This is a genomic window from Erythrobacter sp. JB3-1 (assembly GCF_057364995.1).
In genome coordinates this window covers 1,378,995-1,403,548 of the sequence record NZ_CP200289.1, presented here as the reverse complement: position 1 = coordinate 1,403,548, position 24,554 = coordinate 1,378,995, and the positions used below count along the sequence as shown (strand labels likewise).

Annotated in this window: 22 protein-coding genes; 9 read left to right on the top strand and 13 right to left on the bottom strand. The window is 57.5% G+C overall.

Going from position 1 to position 24,554, the window contains the following annotated elements; all coding sequences use genetic code 11:
• Nucleotide 1: 1 nt before the first annotated feature.
• The 3 genes from AC0V6M_RS06630 to rpoB all read right to left on the bottom strand — a co-directional run bounded on the left by AC0V6M_RS06630 (nucleotide 2) and on the right by rpoB (nucleotide 9,410).
• Nucleotides 2-712, bottom strand: a complete 711-nt coding sequence (locus AC0V6M_RS06630) for a hypothetical protein (RefSeq protein ID WP_486138043.1) — start codon at nucleotides 710-712, stop codon at nucleotides 2-4.
• Between the two features lie 141 nt (nucleotides 713-853).
• Nucleotides 854-5,152: a DNA-directed RNA polymerase subunit beta' gene (gene rpoC / locus AC0V6M_RS06625; RefSeq protein ID WP_486138042.1), complete on the bottom strand. Its 4,299-nt coding sequence runs from the start codon at nucleotides 5,150-5,152 to the stop codon at nucleotides 854-856.
• 64 nt (nucleotides 5,153-5,216) lie between these two features.
• Nucleotides 5,217-9,410, bottom strand: a complete 4,194-nt coding sequence (rpoB, locus tag AC0V6M_RS06620; protein ID WP_486138041.1) for a DNA-directed RNA polymerase subunit beta — start codon at nucleotides 9,408-9,410, stop codon at nucleotides 5,217-5,219.
• 510 nt (nucleotides 9,411-9,920) lie between these two features.
• Here rpoB and AC0V6M_RS06615 point away from each other — a divergent pair.
• The 5 genes from AC0V6M_RS06615 (at nucleotide 9,921) to rplL (ending at nucleotide 12,087) form a co-directional block, all read left to right on the top strand.
• Complete coding sequence (locus tag AC0V6M_RS06615; RefSeq protein WP_486138040.1) at nucleotides 9,921-10,052, top strand: hypothetical protein; 132 nt, start codon at nucleotides 9,921-9,923, stop codon at nucleotides 10,050-10,052.
• 25 nt (nucleotides 10,053-10,077) lie between these two features.
• Complete coding sequence (locus AC0V6M_RS06610; protein WP_486138039.1) at nucleotides 10,078-10,617, top strand: DUF2975 domain-containing protein; 540 nt, start codon at nucleotides 10,078-10,080, stop codon at nucleotides 10,615-10,617.
• The gene (locus AC0V6M_RS06605) at nucleotides 10,617-10,841 is read left to right on the top strand and encodes a helix-turn-helix domain-containing protein (protein ID WP_472643519.1); all 225 of its coding nucleotides are present in this window, start codon (nucleotides 10,617-10,619) and stop codon (nucleotides 10,839-10,841) included. The genes AC0V6M_RS06610 and AC0V6M_RS06605 overlap by 1 nt, the downstream gene beginning before the upstream one ends.
• A gap of 274 nt (nucleotides 10,842-11,115) precedes the next feature.
• A complete protein-coding gene (gene rplJ / locus AC0V6M_RS06600; RefSeq protein ID WP_472643520.1) occupies nucleotides 11,116-11,631 on the top strand; it encodes a 50S ribosomal protein L10 in 516 nt (171 codons plus the stop codon).
• An 81-nt stretch (nucleotides 11,632-11,712) separates the two neighbouring features.
• On the top strand, nucleotides 11,713-12,087 hold the full coding sequence (gene rplL / locus AC0V6M_RS06595; protein ID WP_486138038.1) for a 50S ribosomal protein L7/L12: 375 nt from the start codon (nucleotides 11,713-11,715) through the stop codon (nucleotides 12,085-12,087).
• 178 nt (nucleotides 12,088-12,265) lie between these two features.
• Here rplL and AC0V6M_RS06590 read toward each other — a convergent pair whose 3' ends face one another.
• The 4 genes from AC0V6M_RS06590 to AC0V6M_RS06575 all read right to left on the bottom strand — a co-directional run bounded on the left by AC0V6M_RS06590 (nucleotide 12,266) and on the right by AC0V6M_RS06575 (nucleotide 16,040).
• A complete protein-coding gene (locus tag AC0V6M_RS06590; RefSeq protein WP_486138037.1) occupies nucleotides 12,266-13,174 on the bottom strand; it encodes a DUF6683 family protein in 909 nt (302 codons plus the stop codon).
• A 131-nt stretch (nucleotides 13,175-13,305) separates the two neighbouring features.
• On the bottom strand, nucleotides 13,306-14,133 hold the full coding sequence (locus tag AC0V6M_RS06585; RefSeq protein ID WP_486138036.1) for a DUF6683 family protein: 828 nt from the start codon (nucleotides 14,131-14,133) through the stop codon (nucleotides 13,306-13,308).
• A gap of 156 nt (nucleotides 14,134-14,289) precedes the next feature.
• Nucleotides 14,290-15,165: a DUF6683 family protein gene (locus AC0V6M_RS06580; RefSeq protein WP_486139580.1), complete on the bottom strand. Its 876-nt coding sequence runs from the start codon at nucleotides 15,163-15,165 to the stop codon at nucleotides 14,290-14,292.
• A 113-nt stretch (nucleotides 15,166-15,278) separates the two neighbouring features.
• Nucleotides 15,279-16,040: a hypothetical protein gene (locus AC0V6M_RS06575; protein ID WP_486138035.1), complete on the bottom strand. Its 762-nt coding sequence runs from the start codon at nucleotides 16,038-16,040 to the stop codon at nucleotides 15,279-15,281.
• A gap of 134 nt (nucleotides 16,041-16,174) precedes the next feature.
• Between AC0V6M_RS06575 and AC0V6M_RS06570 the strand changes: the two genes are divergently transcribed.
• From AC0V6M_RS06570 to AC0V6M_RS06555, 4 genes are all read left to right on the top strand, one after another.
• Nucleotides 16,175-17,815 (top strand): pentapeptide repeat-containing protein, encoded by a 1,641-nt coding sequence (locus tag AC0V6M_RS06570; protein ID WP_486138034.1) that lies wholly within the window; start codon nucleotides 16,175-16,177, stop codon nucleotides 17,813-17,815.
• A gap of 121 nt (nucleotides 17,816-17,936) precedes the next feature.
• Nucleotides 17,937-18,902 (top strand): Tle-like phospholipase domain-containing protein, encoded by a 966-nt coding sequence (locus AC0V6M_RS06565; RefSeq protein WP_486138033.1) that lies wholly within the window; start codon nucleotides 17,937-17,939, stop codon nucleotides 18,900-18,902.
• A gap of 171 nt (nucleotides 18,903-19,073) precedes the next feature.
• Entirely contained in the window at nucleotides 19,074-19,751 is a 678-nt protein-coding gene (locus AC0V6M_RS06560) for an ankyrin repeat domain-containing protein (RefSeq protein WP_486138032.1), read from the top strand.
• A gap of 128 nt (nucleotides 19,752-19,879) precedes the next feature.
• Nucleotides 19,880-20,341: a hypothetical protein gene (locus tag AC0V6M_RS06555; RefSeq protein ID WP_486138031.1), complete on the top strand. Its 462-nt coding sequence runs from the start codon at nucleotides 19,880-19,882 to the stop codon at nucleotides 20,339-20,341.
• Here the strand turns inward: AC0V6M_RS06555 and AC0V6M_RS06550 are convergent.
• From AC0V6M_RS06550 to sctJ, 6 genes are read right to left on the bottom strand one after another with little or no spacing between them, the layout of a single operon-like run.
• Complete coding sequence (locus tag AC0V6M_RS06550) at nucleotides 20,302-20,985, bottom strand: hypothetical protein (RefSeq protein ID WP_486138030.1); 684 nt, start codon at nucleotides 20,983-20,985, stop codon at nucleotides 20,302-20,304. The two genes, AC0V6M_RS06555 and AC0V6M_RS06550, sit on opposite strands and share 40 nt — an antisense overlap.
• A complete protein-coding gene (locus AC0V6M_RS06545; RefSeq protein ID WP_486138029.1) occupies nucleotides 20,982-21,416 on the bottom strand; it encodes a hypothetical protein in 435 nt (144 codons plus the stop codon). Before AC0V6M_RS06545 ends, AC0V6M_RS06550 begins: the two co-directional genes overlap by 4 nt.
• Complete coding sequence (locus AC0V6M_RS06540) at nucleotides 21,413-22,729, bottom strand: FliI/YscN family ATPase (protein WP_486138028.1); 1,317 nt, start codon at nucleotides 22,727-22,729, stop codon at nucleotides 21,413-21,415. The genes AC0V6M_RS06545 and AC0V6M_RS06540 overlap by 4 nt, the downstream gene beginning before the upstream one ends.
• The gene (locus AC0V6M_RS06535; protein WP_486138027.1) at nucleotides 22,722-23,318 is read right to left on the bottom strand and encodes a FliH/SctL family protein; all 597 of its coding nucleotides are present in this window, start codon (nucleotides 23,316-23,318) and stop codon (nucleotides 22,722-22,724) included. The genes AC0V6M_RS06540 and AC0V6M_RS06535 overlap by 8 nt, the downstream gene beginning before the upstream one ends.
• Nucleotides 23,315-23,764 (bottom strand): hypothetical protein, encoded by a 450-nt coding sequence (locus tag AC0V6M_RS06530; RefSeq protein WP_486138026.1) that lies wholly within the window; start codon nucleotides 23,762-23,764, stop codon nucleotides 23,315-23,317. The genes AC0V6M_RS06535 and AC0V6M_RS06530 overlap by 4 nt, the downstream gene beginning before the upstream one ends.
• The gene (gene sctJ / locus AC0V6M_RS06525; protein WP_486138025.1) at nucleotides 23,754-24,548 is read right to left on the bottom strand and encodes a type III secretion system inner membrane ring lipoprotein SctJ; all 795 of its coding nucleotides are present in this window, start codon (nucleotides 24,546-24,548) and stop codon (nucleotides 23,754-23,756) included. The genes AC0V6M_RS06530 and sctJ overlap by 11 nt, the downstream gene beginning before the upstream one ends.
• Between the last annotated feature and the right edge of the window lie 6 nt (nucleotides 24,549-24,554).

Below are 24,554 nucleotides of genomic sequence, written 5' to 3'. Positions count from 1 at the left end.
GCTACTTCGGCCGGATGGCGAAATCGTGCTCAATGTAGAGAAAGATTTCGGTCTCACTTGATTGCTGCCAATAGAGATCGCCGTCCAAGCCGTTGATCTCGACGCCATATCCAGTGCCAAACATGCTGGCATAGCTGGTCGCCTCTTTGGCGATATGGCGGACGACATCGCTGCGATATTGCTCTGGATTGTCGATCGCAAGCCCGGTGGTGCCGACATCAATGAAGGAACGGCCAGTGGCCGGAACGGCTTTCACAAATGCCGCGATCCGCTTTGCAGTGTCCCGCACATTGGCATCAGCCCCTTTGAGCGGGATACGGGCATAGATCTGTACCCGGCTTGTATCCGGGCGGTTGCCGCCAGTGACCGGCAAAGCGCGCATATTGGCCGCTGTAACCGGTTCAAGCGTGTAACGCCCGGCGACCAAGGTAATCCCTTGCTGCTGTGCACGGTCCAAGGTCGCAGAGAGCATCGTTAACAATTCTTCGACCCGAACATCGGGATTGCGCGAGTCTGAGCTGACAAACAGCGGCGTCACAAAATAGTCCGCGCGGCGCGTAACCCCGATCGCGGATGGCCCGTCATTTCGGAAGTAAGCGTTGGCGGAGGAGCGATCTTGCCGCGAGCCTGTTACCACCACTGTATCCTGCGCAAGCACAGGCATTGGAACCGCAGCGCCCAATACGGCAGCGGTCAAAATCAATCTTTTCATCAGTCCCTCCCATTTTCGACAAGCGAAACATGAAACTAGCAGACCGACTCTAGCCTGAACGAATCAAAAGCCCCGCCGAAGCACTTAAGCTCCAGCGGGGCCTTGTCTGTTAAGCTGCAAAAGCAGCCAAACGGCTCGCGCTTATTCAGCGCCGCCTTCTTCCGGTGCAGGCGCCGGAGCCGCAGCGGCCATTGCCGCCTTCATGGCTTCTTCGCTCGACACTGGATCGGCTTCTGGTTCAGCTTCCGCTGCACCGGCCGCAGCCAATGCGTCTTGCTGCTTCTTCCACTGAGCTTTCAGCGCCGCGTCGCGGCTTGATGCGGTCACGCGCATGCGGTTCATGCCCGCGCCGGTACCCGCTGGGATCAGGCGGCCCACGATTACGTTCTCTTTGAGACCGATCAGCGTGTCCTTCTTACCCTCAACCGAAGCCTGCGTGAGAACACGCGTGGTTTCCTGGAACGAAGCGGCAGAGATGAACGAACGCGTTTGCAACGACGCCTTGGTGATCCCGAGCAGGATCGGCGTGCCGGTGGCAGGCTTCTTGCTCTTGGTCAGCTTGGAGTTGTACTCGTTCATTTCCTCAAGATCGACCTGTTCACCCGGCAACAGCGTGGTGTCCCCGCCATCGGTGATCTCAACCTTCTGCAACATCTGACGAACGATCGTCTCGATGTGCTTGTCGTTGATCTTCACACCCTGCAAACGGTAGACCTCTTGGATCTCATTGACGAGATATTCGGCCAGCGCCTCAACACCCATCACCTCAAGGATGTCATGCGGGTTAGGCGAACCAGAGATGAGCGTATCGCCCTTCTTCACGAAGTCGCCTTCCTGCACATCGATCACCTTGGTCTTGGGGATCAGATATTCGACTGCATCACCTTCTTCCGGCACGATCGCGATTTTACGCTTCGCTTTATATTCGCGAACGAACTCGATCTTACCTGAGATCTTGGCGATGACGGACATGTCCTTTGGCAGACGTGCCTCAAACAGTTCCGCCACACGCGGCAGGCCGCCGGTGATGTCGCGGGTCTTGGCAGCTTCGCGGCTGGCACGTGCGAGGATGTCGCCTGCGTCAACCGTTTGACCGTCTTCGACCGAAAGCGTGGTGCCCGGTGCCAGCATATAACGCTGAGCCTCGGTTTCATCCGCATCGGTTTGGCCTTCGCTAAGAAGAGTCATGCGCGGACGCAGTTCCTCTTTCTTCTTGCGGCCAGTCGCGCGGTTCTCTGTCACAACACGCTGAGCGATACCGGTGGCATCGTCAGTGCGCTCTTCCAACGTCGTACCTTCGACGAGGTCTTGGTACTTCACCACGCCGGATTGCTCGGTGATGATTGGAAGGGTGAACGGATCCCATTCAGCGAGGCGATCACCAACCTTCACCTTCGCGCCGTTCTTGAACATCAGCACGGTACCGTAAGGCACCTTGTGCATTTCACGCTCACGACCCTCGGCATCGATCACGGCAATCTCGCCGTTGCGAGCAAGCGAGAGGATCCGGCCCTTCTTGTCAGTGATCGTCGGCATGTCGCGAAGTTCGACCTTACCATCCGAAATCGCTTCAAGGTGCGAGGTTTCATTCAGCTGAGCCGCGCCGCCAATGTGGAAAGTCCGCATGGTCGGCTGTGTGCCCGGCTCACCGATGGACTGAGCCGCGATAACGCCAACAGCCTCACCAATGTTCACCGGCGTACCGCGAGCGAGATCACGCCCGTAGCACTTGCCGCAAACGCCTTGCTCGGCCTCACAAACCAGCGGCGAGCGGATCTTGGCAGACTGAGTTTCAGCCGCTTCGATTTCCTTCACCATCGCCTCATCCAGCAGAGTGCCTGACTTCACGATGACTTCGCCAGTGGCCGCGTTGACAATGTCTTCTGCTGTTGTCCGGCCAAGAATACGCTCGCCAAGCGATGCGATAACCGAACCACCTTGAACGATAGCGCGCATTTCCAGCGCGTTTTCGGTCTTACAATCCAGCTCAACGATCACGCAGTCTTGCGACACGTCGACCAGACGGCGGGTCAGGTAGCCTGAGTTTGCCGTCTTAAGCGCGGTATCGGCAAGGCCTTTACGCGCACCGTGGGTGGAGTTGAAGTATTCAAGGACGGTCAGGCCTTCCTTAAAGTTCGAGATAATCGGGGTCTCAATGATCTCGCCCGAAGGCTTGGCCATCAGACCGCGCATACCAGCCAGCTGCTTCATCTGAGCGGGTGAACCACGCGCACCAGAGTGAGCCATCATATAGATCGAGTTGATCTGAGCCTCGCGGCCATCCTTATCGATCGGCTGAGCCTTAATCTCGTCCATCATGGCGTCGGCCACTTGGTCACCGCAGCGGCTCCAAGCGTCGATGACCTTGTTGTACTTCTCTTGCTGAGTGATCAGGCCGTCCTGATATTGCTGCTCATAGTCAGCGACCAGCGACTTGGTTTCCTCGATCATGCCTTCCTTGCTGTCAGGAATGATCATGTCGTCCTTACCAAAGCTGATACCGGCCTTAAACGCGTGACGGAAGCCCAGAACCATGATCGCATCGGCAAACAGGACCGTGTCCTTCTGACCGGTGTGGCGATAAACCTCATCGATCACATCGCCGATGTCTTTCTTGGTCAGCAGACGGTTGACGATGTCGAAGGGAACCTTGTGGTTCTTCGGCATGCACTCACCGATCAGCATCCGGCCAGGCGTCGTCACGAAACGCTTCAGCACGACCTTGCCCTTTTCATCAGCCTGCGGGACGCGGGCGATGATCTTGGTGTGGAGCGTAACAGATTTGGTTTCGAGCGCCTGGTGCACTTCGGCCATATCGGCAAAGCGCGGCAGCTTCTCGATCTTGGTGCCCTCTTTCTCTTCGATAAATTCCGGAGCGTGTTCTTGCCGCTCCATCGAGAGATAATAGAGGCCGAGCACCATATCCTGCGAAGGAACGATGATCGGCTTACCATTAGCAGGCGAGAGGATGTTGTTGGTCGACATCATCAGGACGCGCGCTTCCAATTGAGCCTCAAGGCTCAGCGGAACGTGAACGGCCATTTGGTCGCCATCAAAGTCAGCGTTAAACGCCGAGCAGACCAGCGGGTGAAGCTGAATCGCTTTACCTTCGATCAGGACCGGCTCGAACGCCTGGATGCCAAGACGGTGAAGCGTAGGCGCACGGTTCAGCAGAACTGGGTGCTCGCGGATCACTTCGTCGAGGATGTCCCAAACCTCCTTACGCTCTTTCTCGACCCACTTCTTCGCTTGCTTAAGGGTCATCGACAGACCCTTCGCATCGAGGCGGGCGTAGATGAACGGCTTGAACAGCTCGAGCGCCATCTTCTTAGGCAGGCCGCACTGGTGCAATTTGAGCTCTGGGCCGGTCACGATGACCGAACGGCCAGAGTAATCGACGCGCTTACCGAGCAAGTTCTGACGGAAACGGCCTTGCTTACCCTTCAGCATGTCGCTGAGAGATTTGAGCGGACGCTTGTTCGCGCCAGTGATGACACGGCCGCGGCGGCCGTTGTCGAACAGTGCATCAACCGCCTCTTGCAGCATACGCTTCTCGTTACGGACTATGATGTCCGGCGCGCGCAGCTCAATCAGACGCTTCAAACGGTTGTTCCGGTTGATCACGCGGCGATAGAGATCGTTGAGATCCGAGGTCGCGAAACGGCCACCATCCAGCGGCACCAGCGGGCGCAGCTCTGGCGGGATCACAGGGATCACTTCGAGGATCATCCACTCAGGGCGGTTGCCCGAGTCAATGAAGCTCTCAACAACCTTGAGACGCTTGATGATTTTCTTTGGCTTGAGCGTCGACTTGGTGGTCGCCAGCTCTTCCATCAGATCATCGCGCTCTTGCTCAAGATCGAGGTCCATCAGCATGTGCTTGACCGCCTCAGCGCCGATATCGGCAGAGAACGCGTCTTCGCCGTATTCGTCCTGCGCTTCGAGCAGCTCGTCTTCGGTCAGCAGTTGGAATTTCTCAAGCGGGGTCAGGCCCGGCTCGATCACCACATAGCTTTCGAAGTAGAGGATGCGCTCAAGCTGTTTCAGCTGAATGTCGAGCAGCAAGCCGATGCGCGATGGCAGCGACTTCAGGAACCAAATGTGCGCAACCGGCGCGGCCAGTTCAATGTGACCCATCCGCTCACGGCGAACCTTGGTAACGGTAACCTCAACGCCGCACTTCTCGCAGACGACGCCTTTGTACTTCATGCGCTTGTACTTGCCGCAAAGGCATTCGTAGTCCTTCACAGGACCGAAGATACGGGCACAAAACAGGCCGTCACGCTCTGGCTTGAACGTGCGATAGTTGATCGTTTCCGGCTTTTTGATTTCGCCAAATGACCAACTGCGAATGCGCTCTGGCGAGGCAATGCCAATCTGGATTTGGTCAAAAGTTTCCGGCTTGGCCAGCTGGTTGGTGAATTTGGTAAGTTCGTTCATTTTTCACATTCCCTTGCGGGTGAATCCTAGGAGCGGGGTTGGGAGGGCTAAACAGCCGCTCCCTTTATTCCGCTGCCTCCGGCCACTGATCATCATCGCCATCTTCGCCGTCAGACAAAGACTTGAGCTCAACGTTGAGACCCAGGCTGCGCATTTCCTTCACGAGAACGTTGAAGCTCTCTGGAATGCCTGCCTCAAAGGTATCATCGCCCTTGACGATGGCTTCGTAGACCTTGGTACGTCCGACAACGTCATCCGATTTAACGGTGAGCATTTCCTGAAGCGTGTAGGCCGCACCGTATGCTTGCAGTGCCCAGACCTCCATCTCACCAAAGCGCTGTCCGCCGAACTGCGCTTTACCGCCCAGCGGCTGCTGGGTGACGAGCGAGTATGGACCGATTGAGCGAGCGTGGATCTTGTCATCGACCAAGTGGTGCAGTTTGAGCATGTAGATGATGCCCACGGTCACCTTACGGTCGAATGCCTCACCCGTGCGGCCATCGAACAGGACCGACTGACCAGAGCTGTCGATACCGGCCTTCACCAGCATGTCCGACACGTCCGGCTCACGCGCACCATCAAACACTGGGGTACCCATTGGCACGCCAGCGGCGAGGTTGCCCGCCAGATCAACAATCTGTTCGGTCGAACGGCTGTTGAGATCCTCGTGATACGCTTCGCCGTAGACATCCTTCAGACGGTCAAGCACGGCCTCTGGCGGTTTCGCCTTGGCATAATCTTGACGCGCATTTGGATTGGCCGCTTTCCAGTCTTCAAGCTTCTCAGCGATATCCATGCCGAGCCCGCGAGCCGCAAAGCCGAGGTGCGTTTCAAAAATCTGACCGACGTTCATACGCGATGGTACGCCCAGCGGGTTCAGCACCACGTCAACGGCGGTGCCGTCTTCGAGGAACGGCATGTCTTCGACCGGCAGGATGCGAGAGATCACACCCTTGTTCCCGTGACGACCGGCCATCTTATCGCCCGGCTGAAGCTTGCGCTTCACGGCAACGAAGACCTTGACCATCTTGAGCACGCCCGGCGCGAGTTCATCACCGCGCTCCAGCTTCTCTTTACGGTCTTCGAACTTCGCGTCGATCCCGCCAACGGCTTCGTCATATTGCGACTTAACCGCTTCGATTTGGGTCTGGCGCTTGTCCGCTGCAACAGCGAATTTGAACCACTCGTGACGCTCAATGCCCTCGAGCATGTCAGCGGTGATCTTGTCACCCTTCTTCACGCCCTTTGGACCAGCAGCGATGGTTTGCCCCACCAGCATGTCGCGCAGGCGGTTATAAGTCGCCCGGTTCAAAATGCCGCGCTCGTCAGCCGCGTCCTTGCGCAGACGCTCGATCTCTTCGTTCTGGATCGCCCGGGTACGGTCATCGATCTCGATGCCGTGACGGTTGAACACGCGAACTTCAACGACCGTGCCAGCAACACCTGGCGGCAGACGCAGCGAGGTGTCACGCACGTCGCTGGCCTTCTCACCGAAGATCGCCCGCAAGAGCTTCTCTTCCGGTGTCATCGGGCTTTCGCCCTTTGGTGTGATCTTACCAGCCAGAATATCGCCCGGATGCACTTCTGCACCGATGTAGACGATGCCTGCCTCATCCAAGTTGCGCAGAGCCTCTTCGCCGACATTTGGAATGTCGCGCGTGATGTCCTCTGGGCCAAGCTTGGTGTCGCGGGCCATGACTTCAAACTCATCGATGTGGATCGATGTGAACACGTCATCTTTCACGATGCGCTCAGAAATCAGGATACTGTCTTCGTAGTTGTAGCCATTCCAAGGCATAAAGGCGACGAGGCTGTTCTTACCCAGCGCCAGCTCACCCAGATCGGTCGAAGGACCATCGGCGATGATATCGCCTGGTTCGATCGTCTCACCAACCTTCACCAGCGGACGCTGGTTGATGCAGGTGTTCTGGTTTGAACGTTGGAATTTTTGCAGCGTGTAAATGTCGACCCCTGATTGACCAGGCTCAACATCGCCGATTGCACGGATAACGATACGGGTGGCGTCGACTTGATCGACAATCCCGCCGCGCTTGGCCGCAATCGCAGCGCCCGAATCGCGCGCCACAGTTTCTTCCATGCCGGTGCCGACCCAAGGCGCTTCCGCCTTGACCAATGGCACAGCCTGGCGTTGCATGTTCGAGCCCATCAGCGCGCGGTTGGCGTCATCGTTTTCCAGGAATGGAATGAGCGATGCTGCGACCGAGACAAGCTGCTTAGGCGACACGTCCATGAGCGTGATCTGCTCGTTTGGAGCCATCAGGTTGTCACCGCTCTGACGCGCTGAGATCAGCTCTTCAACAAAAGAGCCGTCTTCATTCAGCTCAGCCGATGCCTGGGCAACGGTGTGCTTCTGCTCTTCCATCGCGGAGAGATAAACCACATCGCCGGTGACCTTATTGCCTTCGACGCGGCGATACGGTGTTTCAATAAAGCCATACTTGTTGACCCGGCTGAACGAGGCCAGCGAGTTGATAAGGCCGATGTTCGGGCCTTCCGGCGTTTCAATCGGACAGATCCGGCCATAGTGGGTCGGGTGAACGTCGCGGACTTCAAAGCCAGCGCGTTCACGTGTCAGACCGCCTGGACCAAGCGCCGATACGCGGCGTTTGTGCGTCACTTCGGACAGCGGGTTGGTTTGGTCCATGAACTGCGACAGCTGCGAAGAGCCGAAGAATTCACGCACGGCTGCAACCGCTGGCTTCGCATTGATGAGATCGTTCGGCATGACAGTCGATACATCGACGCTGCTCATACGTTCTTTGACCGCGCGCTCCATGCGCAGCAAACCAACGCGGTACTGGTTTTCCAGCAATTCACCGACCGAGCGGACCCGGCGGTTGCCGAGGTTATCGATATCATCGACCTCGCCTTTGCCGTCCTTCAGATCGACCAGTTCCTTGACCACGGCGAGGATGTCTTCCTTACGCAGGGTCGTAACAGTGTCTTCGGCATCAAGCTCAAGGCGCATGTTGAGCTTCACGCGGCCAACCGCAGAAAGGTCATAGCGCTCACCATCGAAGAACAGACCCTCGAACAGAGCTTCTGCGGTTTCCTTGGTAGGCGGCTCGCCCGGACGCATCACCTTATAGATGGCCTCAAGACCTTCATCACGGTTTTCAGCCTTATCGACCTTCAGCGTGTTGCGGATCCACGGCCCGGTGTTGATCTCATCAATGTCGAGCAGCTCGAGGCTGTCGATGCCGGCATTGTCGAGTGTTTCGACATGCTCCAGCGTCAACTCATCACCAGCCTCTACATAGATGCGACCGGTCGCTTCATCGATCATGTCGCGCGCAGCATAGCGGCTGACAACTTCCTCTGTAGGAAGCAGCAGGTCCGTCAGGCCGTCTTTCGCAGCCTTATTGGCGGCGCGCGGCGAAATCTTCTGGTTCGCGGCGAACACTTCTTCGCCGGTTTTCGCGTCAACCAGCGGGAAGGCAGGCTTCTGGCCGCGCCATTGGTCAGCCACAAACGGCATCTTCCAGCCGTCTTTCGCACGCTCCCAAGTGACGGTGTCATAGAAGAAATGCAGGATTTCTTCGCTGTCTTGGCCCAGCGCATACAGCAACGCGGTGACAGGCAGCTTACGCTTACGGTCGATCCGGACGTTGACGATGTCTTTCGCGTCAAACTCAAAATCGAGCCACGAACCGCGGTATGGAATAACGCGGGCTGCGAACAGCAACTTGCCAGAGGAATGCGTTTTACCGCGATCGTGATCGAACAGCACGCCAGGCGAGCGGTGCATTTGCGATACGATGACGCGTTCTGTGCCATTGATGATGAACGTGCCGTTCTCCGTCATCAGCGGCATGTCGCCCATGTAAACGTCTTGCTCTTTAATATCGAGAACGGAGCGGGTTTCCGTTTCTTGGTCGACTTCGAACACGATCAGACGCAGCGTGACCTTCATCGGCGCTGCGTAAGTGATGCCGCGCTGACGGCATTCTGTTGTGTCGTATTTTGGCGGTTCGAGTTCGTAGTGAACGAAATCAAGCTCGGCAGAGCCAGCAAAATCGCGGATCGGGAAAACCGAGCGCAGCGTCTTTTCGAGACCGGAAACATAGCCTGTTTCCTTGTCCGAGCGCAGGAACTGCTCGTAGCTTTCGCGCTGAACCTCAATCAGGTTCGGCATTTGCACGACTTCGTGAATGTCCCCGAAGATCTTACGAATGCGCCGCTTGGCCGTGCCTTGCGCCGCGCCCTTGGATTTGATGGGCTTTGCCTTAGTAGCCATGGAGGTAAGTTGCCTCTTTATCTGTCGCCAGGAAGAATCCCCGGTCGCTCAAAATTGATTTCTGCACCGCGCGAAATCAGCCTCATATCAGACGCGAAAAAGGCCGCACGCAAAGAGATCGTAAAAAGGATCGCTTTGCAGCAGCTCAATATAACGTCGCGAATATGAAACCCGCCGCTTCCATTCCTAAGCCCATTCCCGCGTATGAATCGGCTTTGCTCGAAGCGAGCGGTTGACGTGCATGTAGGAATTCGCAGGCTCCGAGTCAAACATCAGTTTCGCCCGGCACGCCTTGCGCTCTACCGAGCCGGTTATGCGGCGGCCCAGAACACGCATAGGCCAACACCAACTGCGCGATCGATACGCCCATTTGGTCTCCTACGATCAGTCATCACACCTCGTTATTCGATGTATTGAATATTGTTTTTCAATATTATTGATTGACAATAAATCGACTCACGCCTAGTTGGTGATTATCGAAATTCAATAAATCACTTCAAGGAGAACGATATGTCACTCGGATCCACCAACACACTCGCGGCCCTTGCAGCAGTGGTCCTCGCCTTCACATCCATTGGGACTATGGTGACTGTGCCGCCCGCTCAGACGAGCAATATCATTGTCCTGACTGAGCTTACATAACTGCGCCAGAGAAAGGGGAAACACCATGACTGACAAACCCAAGGATGCCCTTCTTACCTTCGGCAAGATATTCGTCCTGATACTTCAGGGCATATGTGCAATGGCCGGAGTGGTGATGCTTTTGCTGATTCCGATCGTCATACTAACCAGCCAAGGCATGATGACTCAATTCTTTGAACCGGGCGAAACACCCGAAATTGCGGGACATCCACTACCTGCCGTCGTGTTGGCTCTTTTGCTCACCGCATTCGCCACAACGATGTTCTTCTTTTTCGGAAAAATGCGCGCAATTATTAAGAGCGTTGGCGAAGGTGATCCCTTCATTCCGGTCAATGCGCAGCGCCTGAACATGATGGCATGTCTGCTAATTGTAGTGGAAATTCTAGTGGTGCTGATCGGTGCAATGCGCGCGCATCTTGCTACTCTCATGGGCTGGGATTGGGATGGCACATCTTTCAGGATCTACGATCTGGACGGGCTACTGATGGCCATTACTCTCTTTATCCTCGCCCGTGTTTTCAAACACGGCGCCGCGATGCGCGATGACCTTGAAGGGACCGTCTGATGCCAGCCGAAGAAGGAACCAATATCATGGTCAAACTCGACGATCTGCTGCACGACCGCCGCATGACCCTCACAGAGCTCGCAGAACGTGTGGGCCTGACCCTTGCCAACCTGTCGATCCTGAAGACTGGCAAGGCCAAGGCAATCCGCTTCTCAACGCTTGAGGCAATCTGCCGCGAGCTGGAATGCCAACCGGGCGACCTGCTCTCATTCGAACCACAATAGCTTGACAATCGGGGCGCGTAGGCTAATTGCGCGCCTCGGCTGTTTCGGCAGCCATCCGTCCAAGACAGTTGGTGAAAGCAATTTGGCTTTCTTAATTTCCAGCCTAGACGGGGAAAAGAGATTTTAGGCCTCCCTGTTTGGCGGCCCCTTTGATGCCTCAGGGGCATCCTCCTTCCCCATCAATGGACATTCGGTCTTGTCGGTTAGCGGCAAGGCCAATTGTGAGCCGGTCGTCTGGCATATGCTGGGCGATCATTAGTGAAGGAGCAAAAGCATGGATCGTTCGCAAAAAGCCGATGCGGTTGCCCAGCTCAATGCAGCTTTCCAAGATGTTGGCGTGGTGGTTGTCACCCGCAACCTCGGCCTGACGGTGGACCAGTCCACTGAACTGCGCGGAAAAATGCGTGAAGCCGGTGCTTCCTATAAGGTTGCGAAGAACCGTCTTGCTAAGCTCGCCCTGAAAGACACCGATTATACCGGGCTAGAAGAGTTTCTCTCCGGCCCGACTGCGCTGGCTTGGTCGGAAGACCCAGTTGCCGCAGCTAAAACAGCCGTCGAATTCGCAAAGTCGAACGACAAGCTGGAAATCGTCGGTGGATCGATGGGCACGCAGGTGCTCGACGAAGCTGGGGTCAAGGCACTCGCCTCGATGCCAAGCCTCGATGAGCTGCGCGGCAAACTTGTGGGTCTCGTCAACGCACCAGCAACCAAGGTTGCTCAGGTCGTCAACGCGCCCGCCAACAAGCTTGCTCGTGTATTTGGTGCCTACGGCGCCAGCGAAGCTGCTTAAGAGACGCTCTTATTAGAGACGAAACATACTGGGGCCTTGGGATGAACCCATCCGCCCTGCCAAATTTTTGGAGTGAACATCATGGCTGATATTGCCAAGCTTGTTGAAGAACTTTCGAAGCTGACCGTCCTTGAGGCAGCTGAACTCGCAACCGCACTTGAAGAAGAGTGGGGCGTAAGCGCCGCTGCTGCTGTTGCTGTTGCTGGCCCTGCTGCTGGCGGCGACGCACCGGCTGCTGAAGAGAAAGACGAATTCGACGTCATTCTCACCGGCGACGGCGGCAAGAAAATCCAGGTTATCAAAGAAGTCCGCGCCATCACAGGCCTGGGCCTCACCGAAGCCAAAGGCCTCGTCGAAGGCGCACCGAAGCCGCTTAAAGAAGGCGTTGCTAAGGCTGAAGCTGAAGAAATCAAAGGCAAGATCGAAGCTGCTGGCGGTACCGTTGAACTTAAGTAACGGGCTCGCTTAAGTAATCTTGACCAGAGTTTTGTGGGTGTCTTGAAGCGCCCGCAGATAGGAGGGCGGTACCGCAAGGTGCCGCCCTTTTTGTTTGTCAGCGAGTTGGATGATGCGGCTCCTCCCAAAAGCGAAAACTCTCCGTGCGGTCAGCCCCAACTCTTGACTGATTTTCCCACTACGAAAGCGAGCCCAAGGCCAGCCAGCGCAACCGCGCTTTAGCCCAGAAAGGCGGTTGCATTGCCGCCGCCCTCATCCGATTGCTCGGTCGCCATCGCAAGTTTGGGGTCAGCCTCAGCCAATTCGCCCCCTCCATCACATCACTCGCATCTGCGCCAGCGCGCGGCACAAAGCCATTCTCTGTGAGCGTCATCAGCGACAAATCGAGACCGCTCGCTTTCGCACCTTTTTTGGCAGCGTCGGCCAATTGATTAAGAAAATCCGGATTGCCCTTATTCTGCTCAAATGCAGCCGACAAAAACAGCGCTTGCAGGATCAGCGCCTCGGCATATTCCTGTCGCTGTGCATCGCTGGTGTTGGCAAAGTTTGGCGTCGCTGCAAAGGCATTACGGGCCTGCTGCTTAACCGCCGCTACCGTGGCTGTGTTGGGTTGACGATTAGTCTTGTTAGCCGCCGACCAAGCGTTGACCCACCACAGCACATAAGCATCCGCGACATTGTGCGGATCGAGCCCAAACCCACGCATTGCAGCGCCAACTTCTTCAATAATCTGCGGCTGAGCAGTAATCATCTTTTGCAAATCAGCACGGCCCGCGGCTTCGGGAGTGCGCTCAACAAAAATGCGCAAGTTTTGCTGAGTTCGAGTACGGTCGTTGCGAAAAGAGAAATCACTTGCGCGAGGGGCCGCGTTCAATGCCCCTTGCTCTCGCGGAGCAATTAGCGAGGATCGCGCGTTTTGCGATTTTCGGACATGGCCCTGCGCTGCGGCACCAATGGCAATATTGCCCATACCAACATTGTTGACGAGAGGCGGCAACGAGAAGTCTTGCGCAGAGGCAGGCACAGTGGCGCCAGCAGCAATAAAAATTGCAAACGCTGCGGCAGCAAGCTGGCGAACTAAAGACATAGAGTTGCTCTCCTCATCCCTAAGCAGTTTCAAATGAGCACCACAAAGTTCTGCATAATTTCTCGCACTGGCCTTGGCGACTGTAAAGGGCGGCCACAACGGACCACCTTTGGACAACACCGTTTGGCATTTCAGCCTTTACGCAAAATTGCTCCGCCAGCGAGCAAAACGAGGCCGAGTCCGGCGCCCGCAGCAAGGGCGATTCCCATCGAGGAATCGTCATCATCGCCCTGCTCTGACGAACTATCCTTGGCCAGTGCATGAGCCGCCTCGCCATCAACCGCCTCGCTTGCATCTGCCCCTGCCCGAGGGACAAACCCATTCGCTGTGAGCGTCATAAGCGATAGGTCGAGGCCGCTCGCTTTTGCGCCTTGCCTGGCAGCCGAGGCCACCTGATTAAGCATAGCCGGATCATCTTTCCATTGCTCAAACGCGGAGCTCAGCATTGTTCCTTGAAGCAGCAATGCTTCAGCATATTCCTGTCGCTGTGCATCGGTAGTTTTGGCAAAATCCGGGGCTGCAGCAAATGCACTGCGCACCTGCTGTTTGACCATTGCGATAGTGCCTTGGTCAGGATCTTCGTCTCGCTTGTTCGCAACCAGCCAGGCATTAATCCACCAAAGAGCATAGGCATCCGCGACATTGTGCGTATCAAGGCCATAAGGTTGAAGAGCGGTTCGCAGTTCGTCGAACAGCCTTGGCTGAGTTTCAAGCATCTGCTCAAGTTCAGCACGACCTTTCTCGACCGGCGTGCGCTGAACAAAAGTGCGCAGGTTTTTCTGCGTCTGCGCGCGGTCATAGCGATAGGTAAAATGCGCCTCAGGAAGGCTGGAGTTGTTCTGAACGGTCAGCCCGTTCTTTGGGCGCGGGGCTGCTAGTTGGGAGGTTATGCGTTTGCCAAATTTCTGCCGGAGAGCCGTTTCCGTTGTTACCGAAGACATCAAGTCAATACCGGGCATATTCATTTGGGCCGAAGCCGGAGCGGAAACAAGCAACGACACCGACAACAGTGCAGAGAACGCCAAAAAAGATCTTATCCTTAATCTCCTTATCTACACCAAAAATAGCAATGGGTGACCGCAACCGACCACCCTCTGATAAGATCGTTCGAAAGTTCAGCCTTTGCGCAGGATTGCCCCGCCGGCGAGGAGCACGAGGCCGAGACCAGCGCCCGCAGCAAGGGCGATTCCTATCGAGGAATCGTCATCATCGTCCTGCTCTGATGAACTATCCTTGGCCAGTGCATGAGGAGCGGCCTCGCCATTAACCGCCTCGCTTGCATCTGCCCCTGCCCGAGGGACAAACCCATTCGCTGTGAGCGTCATAAGCGATAGGTCGAGGCCATGCTCTCGCGCTGCTTTGCGAGCGGCACCTGCCAGCTTAGCAAGCATTTCAGGGTCCGCCTTCGCCCCCTCGATTGCGCCATCCATGATTGTGGTCTGCAACAGCAAAGCCTCGGCATACTCTTGTCGCTCAGCATCACTCGTCTGTGCAAATCCATCTAAGTCGGCCATCGCAGCACGCACCTGCTGCCGCACTGCCTCAACTGTCGAAGCAGAGGGCGTGTCATTTCTTTGGTTCGCAGCGAGCCAAGTGGACATCCACCACACTGCGTAGGCATCAGCCACATCGTAGGGGTCGAGACCATAGGCCCGAATCCCTGACGCGATCTCATCCATCACATTTGGTTTCGCAGAGACGAGCTGGCGCAAGTCAGCTTTGGCTTGGGCGTCATTGGTACGCGCAATAAACGACTGCAGGTTTTGTTGGGTGCGCGCCGGGCTATTGACGAAAGTTGATGAGACAGCTCGAGCTGGAGCAACCAATTCCCGTGTATCCTGTTGAGAAGCGCTGCTATTGCGGCGATCCAACAGCTCGCGCTGAAGGTTGCTGAATGCGAAGTTAGGCGCGACTGGCACCGTAAAGCTTTGCGCTGCTAGAGGACCAGCAATTGTTCCTAGACCAACTATCAGAACAGTCAGTTTACGCATAAGGCTTAGAGGCATTTCTCTCTCCATTCACTGAACCAAAAAAGTACCGCGCTTTCACCAAAACAAAAAGGGTGGCCGCAACGGACCACCCTTTCGTAGGATCGTTTCGCCGATCAGTTCTTGCGAGCCATGTTGGTGTTCGCTTCACCGACGGATTTGATTGTGTTGTTGAGTGCAGAGGCAACCAGCGCAAGTTCTTGCGACAGAGCTTGCATTTGAGCGCTAAGCTGACCGGTCTTGTCAGACTTGTCGATCTCACCGCCAATCTCAATCATTTCATCCATTTTTCCGTCCATGACCTTGCCCAGCGCAAGCGCCAATTTAACCAGGCGCGATTGGCCGCCGCTTACGCCGCCTTCTTCATCGTTGTCACCATCGCGCATCCGCTCAAGCATGAGGTCGGTCATTTCACGGACAATGTCGTTTGCTTGACGCTGTGTTTGCGCAACTTCACGGGCGCTAAAGCCACCTTGCATTATGCCGCCAATAGCTTCTCCTAAATTTTGACGCGCAAGGCCTGGAGCGCCAATTGCGCTCGCAAAAGATGCTTGCGCAAGGTCAATTGCCTGTTGCGGCAATCCCATTTGCTGCCCGAGCTGTTGGATGATGTTCATTCCAATCTGAGAACCGATGGTGCGCATTGCCATAGCGGCCCAACCACCTGGCCCCATGGCTGCAAGCGCCAGGTTCGCAGGATTGATAACTGAACGTACGATGCTTCCAAGACCAAATGCCATTTTTGAAACTCCCTCAGATCGAAAATAATTACCAAGGCGGGTATTTGCCTTAAAATCTTTCTGACGGGTCCCGGCGAGTCGCAGTATCGGCAGAATGCATAGATCGCCTCTGCAAAACGCATAGGCGGCACCAATCACCTGATTTACGAGCGTCTGACGCAGCTACGTAACAGCTGGTCGCCATGTGCTTGTCATTCATCGTCAGATATCGGCCAATCACGTTTGACTAGTCGAATGATAATTCAGGCAAAATCGTCAAATCGGGGGTAAATATGGGCAAGCTGCTGAGCGCGATCACTGGACTGACCTTTGCAATCAGCCTCTCGGGGCCATTTGGTATGAGCGCCGCGCTGGCCCAATCTTCCGAAACCGAGGTGGAGGAGAGCATTCTTGGCGATGATTTTGCGCGCGACACCGGCGCGATCATCGTCACTGGGAAGCGGCTTGGCGACAATCTGTTTGAACAAGTCGATGTGCCGGAGGATTCCTGCCTGGCCAATGCGCCGCCAATTGGCACCAACGAGCCAGGCTTCGCGATTGACGCAACCGGTATGAAGCGGGTCAGGGACCTCACCAGAATTCGCAAGAAAACGCGCGCAGGCACAATTTACATCAAAGGCGGCTCGTTCGTCGGCGCCAAGATGCGAAAGGCGCGGCTCTATAATATGTGCTTTTTCGGCACGGATTTCAGTCAGACCGATTGGACTGGCTTTTCCGGGTCAGGTCTCGGCTTTGTGAATGTAGACCTTTCAGGTGCGATGATGGCCGGGGCAAAGTTGCCCTATGTCTTGATGCGCGATGCCAAACTGGCTCAAGTCGACGCACGGCAGGCCGATTGGAAAAATGGCCGTCTTGATGGCGGCTGGACCGGGTCGATGCGTAATCTCGACCTATCAGGTGCAAACCTCACCAATTTCCGTATCGCTTGCGGCAGCGGCGCGGCAGATGGCTGTCCAACTGAGCGAGAGGGCATATCACTCAAGAACGCTAATCTACGCCGAGCCAGTTTCTACGGCTTCTTTTGGCCGGACATCGATCTTAGCGGCGCACAAATCGATCAGACTGAGCTAGCACTGGATCACCTTCCAAGCTTGAAGGGCGCGCGTCTGGTTGGCCCAGTGGTCCTGCGCTCGCCGCGCCGGGCAATCATGCTATTTCCTGGTGAAGTCGATCAATTGGTCAAAGGCTCCAGCGAAGAGGCCAGCCAGACTGATCCATGCGGCAATGCTCGGCTTGTTCCCGCCCTGCAATTGGCATGCGACGTTCCGGGCAGCAGCACGCGTGCATTGCTCAGCTCTGTGATGCGGCTGGAGCGCCAAAGCACCTCCCAGAAGGGTTATGCATCGCGCCGAGCGGCCTGGGCGTCGGGCCGAGACGGCTGCATCAATCTCGAAACAGAGGATCAAAAAATCGGCTGTGTCATCGCCGCTTACGAGGCGCGGCAGGCTGATCTGCGCTCCAGCACTGGTGCACCCTCTTGGGTGTCTGGCTCCGGCTATCGGTTGTTTGTTTCGCGCGAGGCGGCCTATCCAACGGCTGAGGGTCAGCCAGGCCTTTATGGCCGGATCTTGCCGATCCTGCTCGACTCAGCGGTCGCGGCTGTGATTGTAAAAACGGACGGGTCTGGTTGGGCTAGCGCGAAGGGCGTGGCCGTTGGCGGTTGCTATTTCGAAGTCGATGGACTGGCCTATGACGATGCGGACGGCACCTTAAACTTCGCCCGCAAATCGCGCCGCCGCAGGGCCGCACCGATTATGCAGGAACCGCTGCTTAGCTTCGCCGGACAAAGCACCGAAGTACGCGAAGAAGGCGCAGCCAGGATTGAGGGTTGCTCAGCCAGCGGCGACTTCCCGCGACTCGAGGCGCTCGATTTGAACGACAATCTGCTCGAGTCCATGTGGGAGCGGTTCTAGACTAGAGCCACGCACGCCGCCCCCAGCGCCGTCTATACGAAACGTATAGTGACGCTCGCCGCCATATTTGGCATTAGATCTGAAATATGCAGGAGCGCCATAAGGCGAGACGGAGCGGGCAATGGAAACCAATCGCGTAAATGATTTTGCTGCGGACAGACGCAGTGAGATCGGCGTTGGTGTCCAAACCTCCCCGCTAGCAGCCGCCAGCGACGCGCGGATTGAAGCGGCTCGCAATACAATAACAGTCGGCGGGCCAAGCAATGCGGTGCAGTTTAACCGCACACAGTCCGTACCGGATCAGATTGCGGTGGGTCAGGCCGGACCAGCGGACACCGTCGCAACCGGCGCTCCGCCGCCGCCAATCACCCGTGAACTCGCCGCGATGGCAACCGACGTCTACACTTCAGGGGCAGCGCCGCCCGCTGGCTGGGATTTAGCTTCCGGCGCGCAGCTTGCTGAGATCGGGCTAAGCGAGTCGATGCTCTCCTCACCCACGACCGACTTCCAGGCGGAGGTTTACACCCGTGAAATCGCCGGACAGACGAGCTATGTCGTCGCCTTTAGAGGTACCCAGAGCGCAGCTGACTGGCGCGGTAACTTTGGCCAAGGACTGGGCCTGCGGACCGATTACTACAACCGCGCCTTGGAAATCGGTGAGCGGCTGACCGTGCCAGAGGGAGCAAGAGTGACCCTCACCGGCCATTCGCTCGGCGGCGGACTCGCCTCAGCAGCAGCAACCGCGGCGGAACTCGATGCGACCACGTTCAACGCCGCTGGCCTTTCGGAACCCACTCTGACCCAGGCGCGCAGCATAGCGGCAGCCGACGGACGCTTGGATGTCCCAGACATCAGCGCCTTCTACGTGCGCGGTGAGATCCTATCGACCTTGCAGGATGGCGGTGACCGCATGATTGGGGCAATCCTGGGCGGCGCGCTGGGCGCTGACGTTGTCGACATGCCAGAGGCGATCGGCACGCGCATTGAACTCGATCCGGTCCGCCCTGAAGGCATGAAGTGGTATCAAGACCACGCGGTGAACCGCCACTTCATGAGCTATGTGAATGCCAGTCTGCCGGGAGGCTGACTTGGCGCGCGACCTTAGCTTGCCTATAGTCTGGTATCTACGATGCGCTATGCGCTAGCCTTATTACCTGTTATTCTGGCACTCGCTGGTCTTTCTGGGAGCTGCTCTGCATTGAGCGAAACCTCATCCTGTTACACACGGTCGCAGCCTAAGCTTCCTGATCGTCAAAAAGTGCGCGCCCACCTCAGCAATGGGGAAGAGGGCCGACAGCTGTTCGACGCGGTGATGGACAGTGATATTGGCCGCGTGGAAGAAATGGTGCGCGCCAATCCGCGGCTGCTTTCCACCCACCGGGTGCTGCGCGAAAATGAACGCGCGGCCAGCGGCAATAGCGGCGGCCTGCTCAGCTTTGCGATTGCCAATTGCGATCCCCGTATGCTTGGCGCTTTGCTAGAGCTTGGGGCCGATCCAGATGGCGTTCCGGCGGGCCTGGCGCTCACTTATGCGCTGCTTGCTGATGATCCATTGATGGCGACAATGCTGCTGCAAGCTGGCGCATCGCCCGATGCTCAGACGCCGGGCCGATCGACACCGCTGAAGGAAATCCTTTATTTTGAGCGGCCCGATGCGGTTGATCTGCTGCTACGCGCCGGAGCAGACGCAAACCGTCCCGACGAGCTGGGTGCGAGCCCGCTTGAGCTGGCCTTGATGTTTCAGGATTTTCGATCAGCGGAAGTTCTACTGAAAGCGGGCGCCAATCCGTGGCAGGTTGGCAATAAGGGCGCTCTACCAGCGGCCATGCTGACCAAGTCAGCCGAACAAAGCAGCCACGAGCCGCACCGGCTAAAGCTGCTCGAAATGGTGCAAGCTCGCAGCCCGATTTGGCCGCCCCCGCCCCGGCAGAAGTGATCAAGGGGTTCCTCCACGGTGGTTGGCCCAATGCGACTATGAAAGAGGCCGGATTTGTCGCAACCGAGCAGGCGATGGCATCCATGCGACTGGCCGACCGCGCGCGGAAATAGGGAGGGCGAGAGATAGTGAATTCAATCCGCCCAACCGGCGTAAGCGCGGTGTCAGCCGTATCTGCGGGCTCTGGCAAAAACGGCGGGCGTACTGGCGGCGCGTTGCGGAAATTGGCCAAGCAAATTGCAGGCCGCGTCGTCCGAGAATTTCGGATGTCTGAGGATGAACGCGATTATCAAGAAGAAGCGCCGCTGCGCGATGGCGAAGACCTTTACGAAATCCGCGCCGTTGCCCGCGAACTTGCCAGTGACTTGCAGGCCAGACCCACTGACGAAGGGCGATTGGCCCGCAGCCTCGGAGCATTTGCGGCGGAAAGCGCGTCTCTGCTCGCGGCGCGGCCAGAAGCGGCTTCACTCGACACGATAGCGCGCGTGATTGCCGCGCATGAACAGCCTGCTGATGGTGAAACGATTGAGCGCGCGTTCAATCAGATTGATCAGACAGCCCTTGGCATATCAGAGAGCCGTCCCGGCTGAGCGTCACCGGCACTCTTGCTGGCGCGCTCAAACTGCAAAGACGCAATATTCAAGCGCCGCCTGCCTAGGCCATGCAGCAAAGCCAATTGTGCATATCCCGCCCGCAGCGCATTCAATTTGGGATCAAGTCCTGCAATGCGAATGGCGATGCCGCCATCTGCCTGCATTTGCAAATGCGCGCCTTGCGCCAAAAAGCCGGGCGGAAACTCAATCTCCGCAGATGGCTGAGCCGCGCTTGGCCAGCTTTCAGCGATCTGCGCCGCCATCCGTTCGAAAACGGCCTTATCAGCAGGCGATAGCGCAGACTGAGCGGCAATCGCCTGCGGGTCTTTGCCAGCAAGAATGCGGGTCATATCCGCGCGCGCAAATTCGCCTTCGCTCTGATGCCCGCTCTCGCCTGACATGCTGTCGAAGTCGCCTGAGCGCGAGCGCGCGGACGAGTTCTGCCCTGCTCGCTCTGCACTCTGCTCGGATGAGCGGCCTGTGTCATCACCCGCTCTTTCGACTTTGGCTGAGAACCGCTCGCTCAGCGTTTTGACCTCTGCTTGTCGGCGCGGGGGTTCATTGGTCTTGGATACCTCCGGCGCATGTCCCGGCGCGCGCGAGGCACTGGGATCATTTGCTGCTCGGGGCGCCTGCGTCATTGGCGACATTCCTCGGCTGCTTCATCGGCAATGGTCTCGCGCCGCAGAGCTTCCGCCTTTCGCTCTGCCATAGCTTTTTCAGTGATCAGGTCCGCCCGTTCTGCCGCCCGTTCATGCTGCGTGCGGGCGGCCAGCAAATGCTCGCGTGCTTCGCGCAGCGCATCATAAGCATCGGCGCGCTGCATGCTCGCGCTTTCGCATTTTTGATCGGTGACTTGGCGCCACAGCAAGGCCTGAGGATCAGCGGGATTTGAGCGCAACATAAACTCCGCGTTTTCGCGCTGCTCGCGCTCCAGTTTATAGACATCATGCGCATGCTGCGCGGCGGCGGCGCTTTTGAGCTCAGCGGCCTTGGCCTCGCGCCGAACGCGCTGAGCGCGCCGTTCTCTCAGCTGAGCAATCCGGTTTGCCTGCTGCAATTGCTGGGTCATAGGATCGCCTCTCCAATGGCCCGAAGCCGGGCAAGCGTGGTTGCTTGATCGCAGGCATCTTCGGAGCGCTGGCATAAGAACGCCTCAATCGCATCACGCTGTTCCAGGGCCACATCGGCAAGCGGATCCTGCCCAGATTGATACTCGCCCATTTGCAGCAGCAGTTCGATCTCGGACAATTTAGCAAGCATTGCTCTCACCGCTTCTGCCGAGGCAATTTGGCCCGGACCAGACAGCTTGCGGAACAGCCGAGACTGGCTGGTGGCGATATCGATTGCGGGGAAATGACCACGCGCTGCAAGCTTGCGCGACAAATGAATATGACCATCGAGCAAGGAACGGACTTCTTCGCCCACCGGATCTTCCTCCTCACCCTCAGTAAGCACGGTATAAAGCGCGGTGATCGCGCCCTCGCCATCCGTCCCCGCGCGCTCAAACAGTCGCGGCAGCTCAGCAAACACCGAGGGCGGCAGGCCGCGCCGGACAGCCGGTTCACCAGCAGCAAGGCCAATTTCCCTTAGCGCTCGGGCATAGCGGGTAACGCTATCCATCAGCAGCAAGACATGCTTACCCTGCGCTCGGAAGCCCTCCGCAATGGCAGTTGCCGCGCGCGCAGCCCGAACGCGCTCCATTGCCGGACGATCCGAGGTCGCAACCACAACGACGGAGCGCGCAAGTCCTTCCTCGCCAAGCGTATCGGCGATAAACTCGCGCACTTCGCGGCCGCGTTCCCCGATTAGACCGATTACAATCGCATCGGCTTTCGCCCGGCGAGCGAGCATTGCGAGCAGGGTCGATTTCCCGCCGCCGGCTGCCGCAAAAATTCCCATGCGCTGCCCGATGCCGAGCGTGAGCAAGCCGTCTACAGCGCGAACTCCGCTCTCCAGCGGCATATCGATCGGAGGGCGCTCCATCGGCGCTGGCGGAGACGCGACCAGAGGCCGGTCAGGTGTGGGAGCGATTGGACCAGCGCCATCGATTGGCGCGCCTTGCGCGTCCAGAACCCTACCCAGCAGGCTGTCATTGGCCGGTACCCGGTCGGCCATTTCGCGCAAAATGACCTCAGCATCAGCGTATAACCCGCGCAACTCGCCAAGCGGCGTTAGCAGCATGATATCGCCATCAAATCCCACGATCTCGGCGCGCAAAGCCTCCTCGCCCTCAGTGGTGGCGATCTCCATGACATCGCCGATGCGACCGCGCGCACCTCTCACTCGAAGTGTGGTTCCCACCGCTCCGACCAGCCGCCCGCGCTGCTCGTAGAGCGGCGAGCGCAGGCTATCGAGCAGAGAGGAGACGTCAGAATTAGCCATTAAGGTCGGCTGAGCCAACGTCCCAGCGCGCGCGCAGGGCTTCCATCTGCGTCTCAAGATCAGCGATAATCCGCCCGCCCCCGGCTTCTATCCGGCATCCCATATCGTGCAATTCGGGATCCCCTTCGACCAAACGCGCACTGCTCTCTGGCAGCCCGCTCCGGACTGCCTCCACCCATTGCTCAGCGACAATAATGCGCGATGCCTTTGCGCCGGAGCGATTGAGAGTTTGCTCGACCAACCCCGTAACGACGGATGCATCATCGCGCGCTCCAATCAAATGCTCAACTGCTTCCATCGCCGCAATCGCCGCAGCGCGTTCACGCCGCGTATCTTCGCGAGCCATGTCTTCTTGCAATTTCGTCGTGCACTCAGCGAGCGCATCTCGCATTTCTGCGAGCGCTTCTTCGCGGCCCGCAGCATAACCTTCCGCGCGCGCAGCGGCAGCGTCTGCCTGCGCTTGATCCGCTATGGCTTTCGCCTCGGCAAGCAGAGCGGCACTCTCCCGGAAATCACCCACATGCTCGCTCGCAATCCGAGAGGATGACGGACGCACCAAGACATCGCCGCACATCACGAATTCACTCATTCAGCCGGCTCCATTTCAGGTGTTTGTGTGTGCGCCAAAATTTCCGCTGCCAGCTCGGCCAATGGTGCGAATTCGCGGTGCCGCTGTGCCTTTTCGACCAGCTCCTCGCCCTGCTCCACCAGCTCAACCGGAGACGGCAAATCGTTTGTAAAAAAGGCGGCGCTGAGCTGGCCAATTTCCGCATCGCAGACCGCATCGAAGAGGTCTTCACCAACAAAGGTCGCCAAGGCAGCGAGCCTGCCGCCGTTGAGCTCTGCATCGATTGCGGGCCGCGCGTGGAGCAGGCCAACAATCGCCACCAGCTCGCTATGGCGGTCTTGGTCTGCAATGCTCCATTCGGGCGGATTGGCCAAATCGCTAAATGTCGGCAGGCTCTCGCCGCGCAGTCTCGCGGCAAACCTTTGCACACGCGCCGACAGACCCTCGCTTTGCGCCTCAGCCGCCATGGCTCATCCCTATGGGCTGTTCGACCGCTCTTGATTTTGACCGGCGGCGGCGTCCTCTCCACAATTGCAATCCGCATAGCCCGAGTAGGCCGACGCCCATAATCGCCGCGAGCGTGACCAGAATTTCACTCAACTGATAAGTTGGCGCATTTGTCGTCACTGTAGGCAGCGGCTTAGCCTCTGTCATGGCGACGCTGACCTTTTCATACTCAAGGCCTTCGATACTGTTAGTAACCAGCGCTTTGATCGCGGCAGTCTGCGCTCTGAGGTCAAAGCCTTCGCGGTATTTCACAAAGACCGATGCCGACGGCGGATTTGCAACGCCCGTCATCACATCTGCTTCGGGCAAAGCAAGGTGGACGCGGGCTTCAACGACGCCGTCAAATTCGCTGATCGTATGAGACAGCTCTTGGCTGAGGCCGTAAACCAGCCGGGCGCGTTCCGCCAAAGAGGACGAAGTGAAGCCCTCTTTTTTGAACACTGTGCCAAGCGATTCGTATTGATCGCGCGGCAGACCATTTTGGCGCAGAACCTCGACCGAGCGGGCGAAGTCGCCTTGAGCAACAGTGACGGTGAACACGCCCTTCTCGCCCGGGCTCTTGCCGCTTTCAATGCCCGCTCGCTCAAGCACGGCGACCATCTCATTCGCTTCGCGCTCGGCCACATCGCGGTACAATTCTTGCCCGCTGCAGGCCGCAACAGCGACCATCAGAACCAGCGCGGATAAGCCCCGCAATCGCCGGTGCAGACCTGAGCCAATTGATTCACTTTGTCCGCTGCCCATAGTCGC